17 protein-coding genes and 1 pseudogene are annotated in these 16728 nt (G+C 40.6%); 9 read left to right on the plus strand and 9 right to left on the minus strand.

What is annotated here, in order from left to right:
- Positions 1-463 precede the first annotated feature (463 nt).
- From DWX28_RS17470 to DWX28_RS17485, 4 genes and pseudogenes are all read right to left on the minus strand, one after another.
- On the minus strand, positions 464-916 hold the full coding sequence (locus DWX28_RS17470; protein ID WP_072522282.1) for an Hsp20/alpha crystallin family protein: 453 nt from the start codon (positions 914-916) through the stop codon (positions 464-466).
- Between the two features lie 161 nt (positions 917-1077).
- On the minus strand, positions 1078-1536 hold the full coding sequence (locus tag DWX28_RS17475) for an Hsp20/alpha crystallin family protein (RefSeq protein WP_015541701.1): 459 nt from the start codon (positions 1534-1536) through the stop codon (positions 1078-1080).
- A gap of 344 nt (positions 1537-1880) precedes the next feature.
- Positions 1881-3157: pseudogene (locus tag DWX28_RS17480) on the minus strand (tyrosine-type recombinase/integrase).
- 200 nt (positions 3158-3357) lie between these two features.
- Positions 3358-3552 carry a hypothetical protein gene (locus DWX28_RS17485; protein ID WP_004841353.1) on the minus strand — a complete coding sequence of 65 codons (195 nt, stop codon included), beginning with the start codon at positions 3550-3552 and terminating at the stop codon, positions 3358-3360.
- 103 nt (positions 3553-3655) lie between these two features.
- Here DWX28_RS17485 and DWX28_RS19655 point away from each other — a divergent pair, with 103 nt between their 5' ends.
- The 7 genes from DWX28_RS19655 (at position 3656) to DWX28_RS17520 (ending at position 8513) form a co-directional block, all read left to right on the plus strand.
- Positions 3656-3847 (plus strand): hypothetical protein, encoded by a 192-nt coding sequence (locus DWX28_RS19655; RefSeq protein ID WP_199611861.1) that lies wholly within the window; start codon positions 3656-3658, stop codon positions 3845-3847.
- Positions 3848-4151: 304 nt separating this feature from the next.
- The gene (locus tag DWX28_RS17495) at positions 4152-5390 is read left to right on the plus strand and encodes an IS110 family transposase (protein ID WP_118254324.1); all 1239 of its coding nucleotides are present in this window, start codon (positions 4152-4154) and stop codon (positions 5388-5390) included.
- A gap of 376 nt (positions 5391-5766) precedes the next feature.
- Positions 5767-6315, plus strand: coding sequence for a helix-turn-helix domain-containing protein (locus DWX28_RS17500; RefSeq protein ID WP_118254327.1), 549 nt, complete (start codon positions 5767-5769; stop codon positions 6313-6315).
- 295 nt (positions 6316-6610) lie between these two features.
- Positions 6611-7168 carry a flavodoxin family protein gene (locus DWX28_RS17505; protein ID WP_158565337.1) on the plus strand — a complete coding sequence of 186 codons (558 nt, stop codon included), beginning with the start codon at positions 6611-6613 and terminating at the stop codon, positions 7166-7168.
- A 25-nt stretch (positions 7169-7193) separates the two neighbouring features.
- A complete protein-coding gene (locus DWX28_RS17510; RefSeq protein ID WP_118254331.1) occupies positions 7194-7661 on the plus strand; it encodes a nitroreductase family protein in 468 nt (155 codons plus the stop codon).
- 19 nt (positions 7662-7680) lie between these two features.
- Positions 7681-7977, plus strand: a complete 297-nt coding sequence (locus tag DWX28_RS17515) for a Dabb family protein (RefSeq protein WP_118254333.1) — start codon at positions 7681-7683, stop codon at positions 7975-7977.
- A complete protein-coding gene (locus DWX28_RS17520; protein ID WP_118254335.1) occupies positions 7977-8513 on the plus strand; it encodes a nitroreductase family protein in 537 nt (178 codons plus the stop codon). The genes DWX28_RS17515 and DWX28_RS17520 overlap by 1 nt, the downstream gene beginning before the upstream one ends.
- A gap of 325 nt (positions 8514-8838) precedes the next feature.
- Here the strand turns inward: DWX28_RS17520 and DWX28_RS17525 are convergent, their stop codons facing one another.
- Positions 8839-9489, minus strand: coding sequence for a LysR family transcriptional regulator (locus DWX28_RS17525; protein WP_158565338.1), 651 nt, complete (start codon positions 9487-9489; stop codon positions 8839-8841).
- An 88-nt stretch (positions 9490-9577) separates the two neighbouring features.
- Between DWX28_RS17525 and DWX28_RS17530 the strand changes: the two genes are divergently transcribed.
- Both DWX28_RS17530 and DWX28_RS17535 read left to right on the plus strand, forming a co-directional pair.
- Entirely contained in the window at positions 9578-10525 is a 948-nt protein-coding gene (locus DWX28_RS17530) for a DMT family transporter (RefSeq protein WP_199611862.1), read from the plus strand.
- Positions 10526-10539: 14 nt separating this feature from the next.
- Complete coding sequence (locus tag DWX28_RS17535) at positions 10540-11190, plus strand: SDR family NAD(P)-dependent oxidoreductase (RefSeq protein WP_118254339.1); 651 nt, start codon at positions 10540-10542, stop codon at positions 11188-11190.
- A gap of 286 nt (positions 11191-11476) precedes the next feature.
- Here DWX28_RS17535 and iadA read toward each other — a convergent pair whose 3' ends face one another.
- From iadA to DWX28_RS19660, 4 genes are all read right to left on the minus strand, one after another.
- A complete protein-coding gene (iadA, locus tag DWX28_RS17540; RefSeq protein WP_008391939.1) occupies positions 11477-12637 on the minus strand; it encodes a beta-aspartyl-peptidase in 1161 nt (386 codons plus the stop codon).
- 81 nt (positions 12638-12718) lie between these two features.
- Positions 12719-14164 (minus strand): Na+/H+ antiporter NhaC, encoded by a 1446-nt coding sequence (gene nhaC / locus DWX28_RS17545; RefSeq protein WP_118254341.1) that lies wholly within the window; start codon positions 14162-14164, stop codon positions 12719-12721.
- Between the two features lie 218 nt (positions 14165-14382).
- A complete protein-coding gene (locus tag DWX28_RS17550) occupies positions 14383-16056 on the minus strand; it encodes an IS66 family transposase (protein ID WP_118254343.1) in 1674 nt (557 codons plus the stop codon).
- A gap of 25 nt (positions 16057-16081) precedes the next feature.
- Positions 16082-16246, minus strand: coding sequence for a hypothetical protein (locus DWX28_RS19660; RefSeq protein ID WP_173906393.1), 165 nt, complete (start codon positions 16244-16246; stop codon positions 16082-16084).
- Between the last annotated feature and the right edge of the window lie 482 nt (positions 16247-16728).

The raw sequence follows: 16728 nt of genomic DNA on the forward strand, positions 1-16728 counted from the left end.
TACTGCCCGATTTATTTTCCTCACCTTATTCCTACCTGTTTACAAATGATTTCAATTGCTATTCCTGAACAATATGTTCTTTTTCATTATAATACAAGTCGGCTACAGGAACAAGTGTTTCCTTTTTTATTTATAAAATTCTTTTGAGCATTTATGCTCAGATCTACAATTCATCTCACTACCTGCAGAGGTAGGAGAATTCTTGTTATATATTATGTTAAATAAGGTGTTGACATTTTTCCCCTCCTGCTTATATGTGGTTTATTTTCCTGTTTTTTATTTTTCCTTAGGAGTGCTTCCTGATGGTGTTACTTTAACATTTTTATGTATTTTTTCCAATACATGAAACCGCCATATAATACAACAATCCTGCCAAAACCTCATTTCACTTTTTAAAACAAAAAACCGGGATCCTTTCGGATCCCGGCCATGTATATATGGGGGGAGAATAAGCAATGGAGGTTTAACCTTCGATTGCGATGTAACCATTTTTCTCAACGGCTTTCGGTGCTTTCTTCGGAACGGAAAGTTTCAGAATACCGTCTTCATATTTCGCGTGGATATCTTCCTCGCTGACTGCATCACCAACATAGAAGCTTCTGCTTAAGGTTCCTGCATAACGTTCACGTCTGATGTAATTGCCTTCTTTATCTTTCTCATCTTTGTCAAGACCCTTGGCTGCTGCCAGTGTCAGATAACCATCTTTCAGCTGAACCTTAATCTCATCTTTCTTAAATCCCGGAAGATCGACATCCAGTTCATAGCTGCCGTCTGTTTCACGGATATCTGTTTTCATCATGTTCTGTGCATGTTTACCATAAAGCGGATTCTTCTTGCCCCAAAACTCATCGTTAAACGGGAAGTTCATCCAATCATCATCAAATAAGTTTTCTCCAAAAATACTAGGCATTAACATAAGTCATCTCTCCTTTTATGATAAAAAATCTATATACAAGTCTTTCGACTGTTGCCTGCAAATCTATATTTAAGGGTACTGCCCGAAGTCTCCGGGCAGCACCACGAGCTTTTTAGCGGTCAGATATTGTCTGACGGGAATCTGATCAAATCAATTACTGATTATTCAATGGTAATATATTTCGGATCATTGGAAACCGGTTTTGCTTCTTTCTTCGGAACAAACAGTTTCAGGATACCGTGTTTGTATTCACCTTTGATGTCTTCCTGTGTAACATCTTCACCTACATAAAAGCTTCTCTCGCAGGCTCCTGCGTAACGTTCACGTCTGATGTAACGTCCTGTCTTCTTGTCATCCTCTTCCTCATCAAGGCCTTTAGCTGCACTGACTGTCAGATAACCATCTTTCAGTGCTACCTTAACTTCATCTTTCTTGAATCCAGGAACATCAATTACAAGTTCATAACCTTCCTTGGTTTCTTTAATATCGGTCTTCAGAAGATTCTGTGCTCTGTGTCCGTACAGCTTCTTCTCTGCTTTCTTCTCATCTTTATCATCGTAATAGAACGGTGTAAAGAAATCATCAAATAAGTTTTCTCCAAAAATACTAGGCATTAACATAAGTCATCTCTCCCTTTTCTTTATAATCTATATCAACTAACTTGTTAAGTACTGAACCCGGCTGGTATGGAGGATATCTAAGAGATTTTCTTTCAATCTTCTTATCTCTTTGTCCCTCTTCCTTTGTTCTATCTGTACTATAGCACCTATTATTAGCACTGTCAAGAGGTGAGTGCTAATTTTTTGTGAAGAATTTGTGAAGCCTTGATTTTATGGGCTTCACAGAGGTTTTTCACTTGCTTTCGCACTCGATTTTCTTGATTTTACACCATTTTTACACCATTTCATTTGATTTTGGTGTAACACTCACTTTATTTACACCAAATTACACCATCGACTTACATTTACACCACAGCAGGTACAGTTTCCGGCAGATTCATTTTTGACATCTCATTTTCTACATGAGCCATTTCAGCGATATGATTGTAGATATTCATAGTGATCTTCGCATCAGAATGTTCTTCGCTCCGCTACGGTCGGTGCTAAACGAATGTCCACTGGACATCCAGCACCCCATCACATACTGCATAACTTTGGGATTGACATTATTCTCACCCAATCTGGTACATCCTGTGTGACGAAGAATGTGTGCAGATATATGAGGCATCAGTTCTGGCTCCCTGTTCTCATTTTCCGCCAATATTGTTTCTCTCTTATTATAGGCATTAACGATATTCTTCAGAAAACTATTCACACCTGCTGGCATAATCGGACGCCCATGTTTTGTGTTAAAAATAAAACCACTGCGTTTACCAATCTCTACATTACTCTGCAATCCCAACATCAAATTTAATTCCTTCTGCTTACGAAACGCATCATATACGGTCTGAGTCATAGGAATTGTTCTGATTCCAGCATCCGTTTTTGTCTCCGAATCATGGAAACAATAACCTTCTTCTCCCTCATAATAAACAAGCTGTCCATTCACATGAATTTCCCGGTTTTTCATATCCACATCTGACCAGGTCAATCCGATTGTTTCACTTATTCTCAGGCAGGCTCCAAACATAATCTGCATCATTGGCAAATGCGGCTTATACACCTTACTGTTCTCCACAAATTTCAGAAGCTTCTCTTGTTGTTCCAGCGTTAATGCCTCTTTCTCCTTTGCAGCAGCACCATAATCGCCAAGAGTTCCTGTTACCGGATTTTTACGGATAATCCCATCCTCCACAGTCATATTAAATGCTGGGTTTAATAAAGCATACATACTTTTAATCGTGCTGTGTGCCAAACCCTCATCCGAAAGTCCTGAAAAAAATGTCCGTACATGAGATGTCTTAAAATCAACTACACGGATGTTTCCAAGAGTATTCTTTATCCGATAATTCCATGTTCGCCAGTAGTCCTTTTTCGTTTTTTCCCGGATATTCTTTGTCGCCATATATCGCTCAAATAATCCATTTACCGTCAATTTCTTTACAGATGTGTCCGTAATAAGCTGATCGTCAATATCTTTATTGATTTTCTTTTCCTGCTCACGCAGACTTGCCAGATCCATGTCATAGATTGTAACACGCTTTCCGGTAAGCTCATCTTTGTAACGATACATATAACGTCCGTCTGGACGCTGACTTTCTCCAGTTTTTAAATTTCTGCCTTTATTGTCTTTTCTTGCCATACTAATCATTCCTTTCACATTCGTTGTTTGTTATTCGGAATGATTTTTGTCCTGTTCGTATCAGTCATAATCTGTCTGATATCTGCTCACAGATTAACATAATATTTTAGGATTTCCAAGGGTAAATTCTTGAAAAACACCAATTTTTCTTTGCACTCTCATTCCGAAGGAAATTCGTTGTTTTCTCCTGTTCTCGTCCATTACACTGCCATTGCATCAAGATATTTTTTTATCTTATCCACGTTATAGAGAACACGTCTGCCAACAATGATCTTTGCTTCTGCACAGTCTGCGATTTTTCTTGCTGTGACTGCACCGCAGGATAGCATTGCCATTAAACCTTCAATATCCACAGTCAGACGATTTTCTGTGTTATACTCTGTTGTCTTTCTCATGATGCACATACCTCCTTTCCTCCGTATTCTTCTGCATCACCTCCCAGACATCGGTTTCATGCCCGTTGTCAGTACCTTCTTCTGTCGTTTTCGATGTTGTCTAATGATGAATTTTCTTCTGTTCGGCGTGTTGCCTTCCATTCGTACAGGCGGTGTCAACGTTACATTTGACCTCTATCAGAATTTTTCTGAATGCTGCCAGCTCCTTCTCGAGCCTGCCAGCCGTTGCCGGAGTATCTTCGACTTCCACATGCTACTCTCTGGTACAGCGGTGGAATTCTGTGTTGTCCTTTAATCCTCTAAGGGCACCTATACAGCTCATTCAATTTTCAACGAATCATGAAAGCTTATCACAGCCTATAATGAAAATAGGGGATTGATCTCCACTACTTTTTTTACTTCCTGCCTTGTTTTACAATAGTTATTGACAGGATTAAGTTTGATTGTACCTTGGAGGATTTTCACCCCGTTTTTCAACGTAAATGTTTTGCCCTTGAGTACAGCATATTGTCGCATCTTTTACAGATAGCACGAGTAGCAAAGTCCATATTATCTCGGGCAAATCTCCTGTCAATTCTATTATAAAGGAGGCTGTCTGTATGAAAGATCTTTTAGAAATTTCCTGTGGTTTGGATATCCACAAAGAAAAAATTGTTGCATGTATCCTAACTGGTCCATTAGGTAAACCTACTCACTCTGAAATTCGTGAATTTACCACTTTAATTCCTGATATGCTTGCTTTACGAGACTGGATCATTTCAGAGAATTGCCATCATGTTGCAATGGAAAGCACTGGCATTTATTGGATTCCAATTTACGAAATATTAGAAGATGCTTTCTCTGGAGATATCACTTTATTAGTTGTTAATGCCCGCCATATGAAGAACGTTCCTGGCAAAAAAACTGATATGCGTGATTCTGAATGGATTTCTACATTACTACGTGCAGGACTCCTTAATGCAAGTTTTATTCCAGAAAAAAGGATTCGTGAATTTCGTGATTTAAACCGTTATCGCAAGAGTATTATCCGCGATATTACTTCCCAGAAAAACAGGGTTGAAAAATTCCTGCAGAGTTCCGGTTTTCGTCTGTCTTCTTTTATTTCTGATATTTTTGGTGCTTCCGGCAGAAACATTATTCTACATTTGATGGAACATGGACGGATTGATAAAATATCTTTGGATTCTTATCTCAAAACAAAAACCAGAAAACGCATTGATGAAATCCTCATGTCTGTAAATGGGACTCTTTCAGAACATCAAAAATCTTTCTTAAAAATCCTCATGTGTCATTATGATTCCATGAAAGAGCATCTTATTGAAATTGAAACTCATCTTCAGGAAGATATGCTTCCATTCGCTTTACAAATTGAACAGTTAAATACTATCTATGGAATAAGTACAACTGCTCCCTGTGCAATCATTGCCGAAATCGGTACAGATATGAAACCATTTAAAACTGCAGAACACATCTGTTCATGGGCCGGTCTGTGTCCCGGCAATAACGAGAGTGCTGGAAAAAGAAAAAGTACCTCTATCACAAAAGGCAATCCTTATATAAAAAGTATGCTTTGTGAGATTGCCTGGGTAATTGCCGGCAAACGAAACACATATCTTTCAGCCTGGTATTGGAGAATCAAGCAGAAAAAAGGAGCCCGAAAAGCCATTGTCGCTCTTGCTCGTAAATTACTTGTTATCATTTATACAATGCTAAAACAAGGCACTAATTTTGATGAAAACTGTTTTGAAGTCAGGCGCAAAAACTGTGAGCAAAAACAACTTTCCCGTTATATACGAGAATTAGAAAAACATGGCTATACGGTTGAAGCTCAAGTATAATCCATCTTTTGTACAAATCATATTTCACTGCTGGCAGCCATTATTATGACTGCTTTATAGTGATGCTTTCATAATTGTTGAAAACATTTGTTGTCAAGGTTCAAGTCTTGGCTGCGATTTTTATTTTCGTAGCAAGGTTCAATAATCAAAAGTTGCACATTTTGTAGGTATACATTTTTGTACCTATTTGATTTAATGCCATTATATTCTTCCTTACTGTCAATGTCAATACCACCGTACATATTTTAGGTGCTTTTTTGTACTCTTTTTCATTGATTTTCTGTTAATTTATGTTATAATATGGACAAATCATTATTCATTCCTTGTTTTCCCTATATTCAATAGAATTTATCAGGACTAATGCAGAGGTGGCTTTATGAATTTTAATATGAAATTAAAAAAAATCCGGACATTCCGGAAAATGACACAAAAAGAATTGTCAGAGAAGATCGGACTGACCGATCAGCATAGAATTGTACAATATGAAAAAGGCGTTCGTGTCCCGAAAAAAGATCTGGTCGATAAAATGGCAAAGGCACTTGATGTCAACCCGTATACACTCTACGATACTGCTGGACGGGATGCTCCTGAAATGATGGAACTGCTTTTCTGGCTGGATGAATTTAATCCGTCTGCATTACATCTGTTTCTTCCCAAGAAATTTCCCGGAGAAAAATGTAATGAAGTAGCTGACACTTCCGTCTACTACCATGATAATGATAACTGGCCTGCTCATGCTCCTGTCTGCATGTGGTTTGATTATGGAGTTTTGAATGGTTTTCTGAAAGAATGGGTGGTTCGGATGGATGAACTGAAATCCGGCAAAATCACCAGAGATGAATATTTTGAGTGGAAAATCAACTGGCCTTATACCTGCGATGATTGTGGTAAGTTTGAGCCTAAGAAGCAGTGGAAAAAAGAATAATATTTCTTCTCAAGACAGACGTGAACTTATCCCCCCCCAATATGTTCACGTCTGTTTTCACATCCATACATTTATTCTAATTCAAATGTCCCAGTATAAAGCTGATAATCCATTGTATCAGCCTCTGCTTATCTCATTGACAATATGATGAAAAATAAAAAACTGGCAGTATCAACTATAATTTTCTTTAGAATTGGCACATAATATAACCAGAAAGTTATCTGTTCATTCCCGGATATGTATTTGAGTTATATGTTCCCACATATTATAATCCAAAACGAAAGGAATGAATGAAATGAAAAAAATAGCAATGATCAGAAGCAGTCCACACCAAAATGGAAATACAAATCTTTTGGCAGATGCTTTTATTGCAGGAGCAAAACAAACCAGGAATGAAATTATAGATGTAAATTTGTCAAAAGAGAATATTAAATACTGTCAGGGATGTTATGGAACTTCGAGTTCAAGATCATGTACTAAGACCGGTATATGCTGGCAGACAGATATTATGAATATATTGTTGGAAAGCATCCGACAGTGTGATGTCATTGTTTTTGCAACACCTGTTTATTTTTACAGTGTTTCGGGACAACTTAAAGTTTTTTTAGATAGGACAGTTCCTTTATATGGGCAACAATATAATTTTAAAGACATTTACATATTGTCAGCCAGTGAAAGCAGTTCAAAATCAGCAATGGACGGTGTGATAAAGGATATTGAAGGCTGGATGACATGTTTTCCGGGAACAAAGCTGGCAGGTGTCATATATGGGACGGGAATACTTTCTCCTGGTGCAGTCAAAAGCCAAAGAAAGCTCTTAGATGATGCAACACAGATGGGACAGAGTATATAAAAACAAATTTTTAGGAAACAGGATTATGAACACAGAAGGTTTAGAAATGTTGAAGCACAGAAGAAGTGTGAGAAAATTTCAGACAAAACAGATTGAAACAGAAATCCTAAACCAGATTTTGGAAGCAGGAACTTATGCACCAACGGCAAACGGAAAACAACAGCCAGTAATTGTAGCTGTCCAAAATGCAGATACGGTAATGAAAATTGACACCATTAATGCAAAATTCAGAAAGGGACAGGAACATCCTTATTATGGGGCACCAACAATTATCCTTGTATTGTCCAATCCTGAAACAATAGCACCTGTAGAAGACGGCTGTCTTGTGGCTGGTAATATTATGAATGCTGCTTATGCCGTAGGCGTAGGAAGCTGCTGGATTCATTTTTGCAGAGAAATGTTTGAAACTGAAGATGGAAAAAATTTATTAAAGCAATGGGGATTACCAAAACCATTACCAAGAAAAAAAGATTACATTATTCATGTAAAGTAAAGAAAGAGAGGAAAATATCATGATAAGACAGATTTTTATTGCACCATTAAAGGAAGGCGTATCAGAAGAAAAAGTACAGCAGAGAATCAAGGCTCAGCTCGCATTAAAAGAGCATGTACCGGGAATTGAAAGCATTACGGTTGGAAAATCATTGGGACTTTATGGAATGGACAATGCTGTGGTAATGATGATTGATTTAAAGGACATGGATGCATGGAATGCACTACTTGCAAATGAATACCATACACAGCTTGGAAACGAAGCCGGTGAGTATTTCGATGTCAATGGGTTTATTGCAGTTCAGGTAGAAGTATAATGGAAAATCAGTTATTTGAACTCGCAAGAAAACGACGTTCTATCAGACAGTATGGAAATAAACGGATTGACGATGATGTGATTGCGGAAATTATGAAAGTAGCATTAACTGCCCCGACTTCATTTGGACATCATGCAGTGGAATTTGTAGTTGTTCGTGAAGCTGAAATGATACGAAAAGTTGGTGCATGTAAGAACTTTGGCGGTTCTCAGGTAAATGGTGCAGATACTGTTATTGTAGCCATCGTAAAAACGTCAGATAAAAGAGCCAGTGAGTTTTGGATTGAAGATGGTGCTATCGCATCGGCATATCTGCTTCTTGCGATTGAGCAATATGATCTTGGAGCCTGCTGGGTACATATCCGTAACCGAAAAGGAAAATTGAAGTCTTCTGATGAGGAAATAAGGCAGTTGTTGAATATTCCAGATGGATATACAGTATTAAACTTAGTAGCACTTGGAGAAAAAGGAGAAAAAAAGGCTCCTTATACAGAAAAAGATCTAAAGTTTGGAAATATTCACATGGAAAAATTTTAAAAGACACAATAAAGGGATATATGATAATAGCCGGTTATGGTTATCATATATCCCGCTTTTTATCGCTATGTATTTATAAAAAATTGTGAGTAACAGGTTATACAGATGGAATGATTTCACTTACATAATTCGCAATCATACGTTTTAGTTCCAGAGCAACCGGAGTCAGATCGTGCAGATCATTCGCAGCAAGCCCGATAGGAATCTCTATTGTCGGTTCAATCGCACAACGGCTTAGTTTATTTGGGGTATTGTTTACTGTAAACTCTGAGATGATACCGATGCCATTTCCTTTTTCTGCGAGATGAATGACCGATTCCGCCTGTTAGACAATAAAGCTTTGTGATATTTTTACATTTTTTGCTTTGAGAAGTTCCATTGCAGTTTCGTGTCCTGCCTGACAGAAAATGAAACGTTCTGGTTCGATATTCAGATCCAAGACGGGATCTGTAAGCATCTCAGAAGTTCCAACAGCAATCATACGGTCTGTGAAAAGAAGCTGATAATCTAACGTATCAAATGGTGCCGAAAAGATACCGAGATCAACCTGATGTTCTTCGATTGCCTTACGGATATCCATAGAACTTCCCTCGATCAGTTCAATCGACACATAAGGATATAACTTATGAAAGCGATAAAAAACTTCAGACAATATTACAGAGGTGAGAATTGGCATAGATGCTATTCTTACCTTACCGCCAATAAAATTGTTAGAACGGAAAGCTGCCTGATACATCCGGTTTTCAGTTTTTTCCATTTGACGGGCTAAAATAAGAATCTCATGCCCTATATCAGTAAGGATAAGACCTTTTCTTTTATCCCGGTGAAATAATTTCAAATTTAGTTCATCTTCCAATATCTTGATCGCCTTGCTGACTGCAGGCTGGGAGATATAAAGTTCATTGGCAGTTTCAGTGATGCTTCCCTTTTCGGCAACCCGGATAAAGATACGAAGATTGTGATTTAACATAATCATATAGTTATCTCCACATTTCAATAACGGTATTTGAGTTATGAACAAGTATAACATACAATAAAAACGTGAACAAGAGATATAGAAAGGAATGAAGAATATGTCAATTATTTTAGGATTTCTGGCAGGTGTTGGTCTGCCTATACAAACAAGTGTAAATACAAGATTAAGAAAAAAAGTGGGTTCACCATATAACGCATCCTTAGTATCATTTGTGGTTGCGTTATTGTTTCTATCCGCATTATTATTGATTACCGGACAGGGGTTACACATACCTTTGGCACAGTTGTTGAATGAGCCTGCATGGATTTGGATTGGCGGTATCTGTGGTCTGGTCTTTCTGACAGGAAATATCTTATTATTTTCAAAATTAGGTGGAGTACAGACAGTTGTACTTCCGGTTCTCGGTCAGATTTTAATGGGCTTGATCATCGACAATTTTGGATTGTTTTATTCACAGAAAACACCGCTGTCTGTATTCCGCATTGCTGGTGCGGTAATGGTAATTTTGGGCGTAGTTTTGGTTTCAATGGCAAAAGAAAATAAAACTGCCAGTGAGAAGCTGCAAAAATCAGAAAGTACCACTTTGTGGATATGGAGAGCATTTGGCATTTTTGCAGGAATGTTAAGTGCCACTCAGATTGCGGTAAACGGTTATCTTGGCAAAGTAGTAGGTTCTCCGATAAAAGCATCTGCTATTTCGTTTACTGTTGGAATTATCTTTCTGGCAATTATATGTATTGTTCTGCATTTTAAAAATGGGAAATCAGAATCATTCAAAAATGAATCGGCTAAAAATCCCTGGTGGATGTGGATCGGTGGAATCCTTGGCGGATTATATATTCTTGCAAATGTCTATTTATCAAGAATTGTAGGAACTGGAATGACAGTCATCATTCTTTTGATTGGTTCTACAACAGGAGGTATTCTGGTCGATCATTTTGGGATGTTTGAATCTCCGAAAAAGCCAATTAACGCCCAGAAAATACTGGGTGTCCTGATTATGATCTTAGGAGCTGCTGCAATTAAACTGCTGTAAAGGAGTCCATTGAAATGCGAAAAAAGAATATTGTAATTGCAGGAGCAGGATCGGGAATGGGAAATCATATCGCAGAAGTGTTTGGCAAACATGGTTTTCAAGTATTTCTACTTGCAAGAAACAGAAAACACCTTACAGAATATGAAGAACAGTTTCGGGATAAGGGAATAGATTGCTTTGGCATTGTTGCTGATATTTCAGAGACAGAATCTGTAAGAAAGGCATTTGCTGATATATTCAGTGAAATAAACTATATTGATGTTCTGGTATGTAATGTAACAATAAGAGAACCAGGACTGCCAACATCATGGACTGATAAAGATTTGCTTGAACATTACAATACGGATGTTCTTGGGGCATTTCGATGTGTAAAAGAGGTACTACCCTCTCAAATCGCACAGGGTATCGGTACAATTCTTTTTACCGGCGGTGGCTTCTCCATACATCCAATGGCAGAATATTCCTGCGTATCCATAGATAAAGCTGCACTTAGAAGTCTTGCCTGCACATTGCATCAGGAATTAAAAGAAAAAGGAATTTTTGTTGGAATTGTAACTATCATGGGTAATGTCGTCCCGGAAACTCACTATGCACCGGAAAAAATAGCAGAAGTGTATTGGAAAATGTATCAGGAACGGAAGGTTTGGGAATATATTTATCAGTGAATCTGAGATTGTAGTTATTGAATAAGCGTTAAATAACGCCTGTATCTTAGCCTAACAAGATACAGGCGTTGTTCTTTCCGGGGTCAACAGTTTTGTCCATTTTTGACGATAATCATATTCTCTCATATTTTTTTACCCATCTTCTATGATTCTGGTTTTCATCTGTATTTCATTATATCTTTTAATCGTATCATCGTCAATTTAATTATATCAGAATAAATAAAAAGAAGCGAAAACCTATCAACCATGATGGTCTTCGCTTCTTTCAATTCATATCATAAAAACATTACTGCTCAAATCTGCCTTTCATCTTCACTTCCTGCTCCCACACAGCCACCTGGCCACGGGCAAACAGGCTGTTGATGTCGAGATTTTCATCCAGTACCAGAAGATCTGCGTCTGCGCCCTCTGCTACACAGCCCTTGACTCCTTCCTGACCAAGGAGCACTGCCGGAGTGCTGGTCAGAAGCTGTAAGGCAGCCTCCAGCGGCATACCCTCTCTTACCAGGATCTGAATGGTGCGGTGCAGATACTTCGGAGATGCGTATGTCAGGCCGATGCACTCGCCCTCCTCGTTGAAGCGTGGCTGGCTTCCGAATGCGTCACTGGATATGGTGACATGATCCAGTTTCACGCCTTCGCGGTGTAAGAGCTCGTAAAGCTTCATGGCATCAGATTCTACTTCTACATCATCGGCACCGGCGGTGCAGTCAATGTAACCGCCGCGGCGTACCAGATCCGCACCGGCATCAATCAGGCCCGGATTACGTAAAATATGGGTCGGTAGCAGGTTCTTGGCCGGAACATCGGAATGATCCAGAACATAGAATACCGGATCCAGTCTTCCCTCTCCGTCACCCATATGCATAGTCACCAGCCCCGGTGTGTTGCTGAGCAGACCGGCTCTGCGGGCTGCGGTAGCCAGGGCGATCAGCTCTTCCCCGCCCGGATTGGAGCTTCTGTGGTCAGATACAGCTACCTTCACACCGATCATAGGCGGAACCAGGATGATATCGCGCTCTACGCTTCCGGTCAGGGTGGTCGGCGGGTAACCGTAGGAGCTGGTCAGTGTATACACGGTCATGCCTTCCTCGGTCAGGGCACGGGCCTTTGCTACCAGATTCTCTACACTGCGGGTTACGCCATCTGTACCCAGAAGGCCAACCACGGTGGTAATACCGTTTTTTAAAAATTCGCTGAGCTGAGACTCCGGTACACGGGATGCCGGTCCCTGCTCTCCACCGCCTCCGGTGATATGCACATGCATGTCAATGTAAGCCGGAACAACGATTTTTCCCTCCAGGTCATAAGTCTCCACTCCCGGGAGTCCCTCATAGCCTTCGATAGAATCCTGCATCAGAAGGATTTTCTCTCCCTCAATGAGGATATCTTTTTTTCCCAATTTCTCTGGTGCGTAAACATTCGCGTTTTTCAGTAACTTGATCATAATGTCTATTCTCCTGCCTTTTCTTTATTCTTCAAAAATTCCACCGGAATCAGGAATCCCGGTGGAACAAGACTTTCGTATTTAGTTCTCCTTTTTCTTCTCATCAGCAAGCTTTGCGATACCGAATCCGGTAAAGCCCCAGATGATTGCAAAGATCCAGCCAGTGTAGCACAGGATTGCCCACGGAAGGTAATCCAGGGTCTCTACACCAAGGGTAGATGCCATATAGGCACCTGCTGCGGACCACGGAATCAGCGGCACCACTACAGTACCGGCATCCTCAAGGGTTCTGGACAGGTTCTTTGCCGCAAGTCCGCGCTCTTTATAAGCGTCACGGAACATCTCTCCAGGAATCAAAATGGAAAGATAAGAGTTACCGGTAGTCAGTGCCATGGTAATGCAGGCTGCCACCGTTGCGGTAATCAGTGCGCCGGTACTCTTTGCCACGCTTAAAATCTTCTGAAGTACAACATCCAGACAGCCGGCCCGGCTCATGATGCCTGCAAAACAGAATGCACAGAATACCAGAAGTGTGGTACTCATAATGCCGTTCATACCACCACGGTTTAACAGCTTGGTAACCGCCTCGGAACAAGTCTCGGTGTCGAAGCCTGCGCGATGGATCATAGATACACTAAAGCCGTTTACCGTTGCCTTTAACACATCACCCATTGCTACATGCTGAATGAAAACACCCTCTATGCCAGCTACAAAGGTGGAAAGAAGCATAACCGGAATGGTTGGCTTCTGAAACAGGGAACCTCCCAGCACGATTAGCACCGGAATGATGAGCAGTAGGTTCCAGCTGTACATGGAAGAAAGCTGGCTCAATAAGGTAGTAACAGTATCAGAGGTGATATCTGCACTTACATCTGCGTTCATACCAACAATGGCATATACCACCAGAGAAACGATGGTTGCCGGAACGGTGGTGTAAAACATATGTCCGATATGCTCATACAGTGTGCTGCCTGCCGCGATCGGAGCCAGGTTCGTGGTATCAGACAGCGGAGACATCTTATCACCGAAGTAGGAACCTGCGATACATGCACCTGCGGTAGCCGGAAGAGACACACCCAGAGCACTTGCAATTCCCATCAGGGCAACACCCATGGTTGCGACAGAACCCCAGGAAGTACCGGTAACAACCGATACAACAGCCTCGATCAGAAATGCTGTAACCAGCATGAATTTCGGGTTTACAATCTGAACACCATAGTAAATCATCATCGGAATGGTACCAGCTGCCATCCAGGTACCAACCATAGCGCCAACGCATACCAGAATCAGAATTGCCGGCATACCTTTTGCAATCTTGGTACAGATCTCATCCATCATCTCATCCCAGGTAACACCCACACGGAACGCGATAAATGCCGCGATTGCTGCTACCATGATCAGGAGCGGCTCCGTGCTGTAGCCGAACACGCCCTTTCCAATGGTAAGGATCAGAAGCATTGCGATGATCGGTGTGATCGATTCCGCAAAGGTGGGCAGACGTTTGGCCCGTTTTTTCTTTTCTTTCATTTGTAATTCCTCCTTTTAGCCTCATTCGCGACAGTTTCACATTTTATCACGGCAGAAGCTTAAAATCCGGACTTATTATATCAGAAAAGGAGAAGGGCCACAACTAAAAGTTTGTACTTTTTTAATTTTCTTTCTCTCGTTCGTTACTGTTCAAGGGTTAGCTGGACTTAAGAAGACCGATGGTGTAAACTGGTAATAGTTAGAGCCATCGGTCTTCTTTATCCAAATATCCTGGACACTCTGTCAAATATATTTGCCGGTTCTTCCCGGCGCATCAAAACAAGCATGCTCATGCATTGACAGAGGTAATCGATGCTTTCGAAACTTCTGAATGTCACGGCCTGCGCCTGTTTCCGCTTATAATTCCGCAAAAGCCTTTCGGCTTCGTTATTCGTGGCAGGTACCCGGAGATCATGCAGGAACAGCAGATGGTTCCGCATGTATTTCTCCATTCTCAGGAATAGATTGTACCCGTCTCTGTAATAATCATTTGCCGGAATGTCCCCGTATTCTCTTCTGGCTGTTTCCAGTACTGCCTGGTATCTTTTTTCAAATCCGGAGATCGTCTTTGGATCCGGCTTATGGGGCAGCTGGATTCCATTTCGGAAATGGATCATTTCCTGTAGCAGTGAACGCATTTCTTTGTTCCAGATACGGTCCGGCTCATTCTCTATGCTGTCTTTCAGGTATCGCAGCACATGGGCAAGACATTCCTGGTGATCTGCTCCATAATTATAAAAAGTAACATCGTGATCGTGCACAAGGATCCCCTGATAATCCTCAGTGACCGTCCCTTTTATCCCTTCATGCCCTTTTTTCTCACGGGCAAAGTACAGGACTTTTCCATCCGGTACTGCACAGACGTATACATGACAGCTTTTTCCGTTTTCTTTCGCATTTGTACAGTCTGTATGCATGACGGGAGAAAGCAGCATATCTGCATATGTGGCCCTGCGTTCAGGCACAGTTTTTAAAGCAAACTCCCTGCTGAGTTTGCTTATCATCCCCTTGGAGATATTCAGTTTCCCGCCTGTCAGATCTGACAGGAATTTCCTGCTCTTGTCAATAGAAACACAGCAGTCATTGTTCAGAAGGAACAGGAATGCCCGGATACTTCCGTCATAATTCACTTCATCCACAACCCCGTCTGGAAATGCAGCATGCACCCGTTCACCTGTCTTTGTGTTGTAGTAAATATCTGCATGATATTCCACCACATTCAGGAGCACCTGGATGCCCATCATCTGTTTTATGATCGTTCTGCCGGTCTTTTTGAAATCACTTTCTTCCAGGACTTTTTCCGGTGCAGGAAGAAGGATAACCGGCTGTGTGGGTTCCTGTTTTTTTCTGCGGTGGCCGGGATGCCCCGGCTGACCGCCCGGTTTCCGTCCTGTTTTTTCCCTGCTGTTTGCGATCTTTTTCCGTTTGATCGACTTAGAGGAAGGAATAGCGGAGTTTTCATAGTCACGATTGATCTGTGCACGCAGTTTCAGGTTTTTCCCCCGTTCTTCTTCCAGTTCAGCAGCTGTTTCATAATACTGCAGACGGATCTCTTTTGCTTTATCCAGTGCATCATCCCGCTGTTTTTCAGCATCCAGTGCACGCTTTTCCATTTTTTTCAGTTCCTGCTCAGCCTTTCTTTTTGCCTGTTCAAGTTCCCTCTGCATATCTTCCAGTACCTGAAACCAATAATTACGGACACGGATCGTTTCTCTATGGGCGGCTGCCAGATCCTGCGTTAATCTCCGGAGCTTCCGTTCATAAGCCATGTATTCTTTTTGGTGAAGTTCCTGAAGATGGATATATCTTTCTCCAGATTCCAGCTCTTTAATTCTGGTCTGTGCTGCTTTCAGCCGGCACAGAAGTGTAATGTAATCATAAGTATCCGGCATGTATGTTCCTCCAGAAGTGTTCGGGTCAGATGTCGCTTATGATATCTGTGATCTTTGAGATATGATCTTCCAGATATTCGATCATTTTTTTCTGTTCCTGGATTAGTCCTTTCTGGATCTCAATCACTCTGAGATATTCGGCAAGAAGCTCATCCTGTTTTCTGATCTCTTCTTTTAAATCAATGTCCATAAGGCAGCCCTCTCTTTCTTATAGAGAAGTATAACAGAAACATGGGAAAAAAGCGAATTTCCAGGAATTGTCCTTTCGTCGATATGACTGTGGATAAGCAGGTATTTTGTATCTTGAAAAATAAGGACTATATGGTAAGGCTATAAAAAAAATGTACTGTGTAAAATAAAATCCGGTGGATAACTCTTCAAAAAAGAAACAGCAGGAAAGACTATAAACATAATTTTTCCTACTGGAACTGGTTATCCACAAAACAAAAAAATAAATTTCATCACTTTTTACAATGGACTATGCATACCCTTGAACAGTAACACTTTCTAATTACAAAGTCCTTTTTCATTTTCTACTTTACAGTTTCCTCTCGAAAATGTACACTATTTATATCGCAATCTGTTTTTCAGAAAATGAAATGTAGCTCAGGAGGCAATGTCATTAAGTTAGTATGACGCATAAAGATCTCTATATCTGAAATGGTATAGGGG

Origin of the sequence: Blautia sp. AF19-10LB, assembly GCF_003461245.1 — a bacterium.
Classification (GTDB): domain Bacteria; phylum Bacillota; class Clostridia; order Lachnospirales; family Lachnospiraceae; genus Blautia_A; species Blautia_A intestinihominis.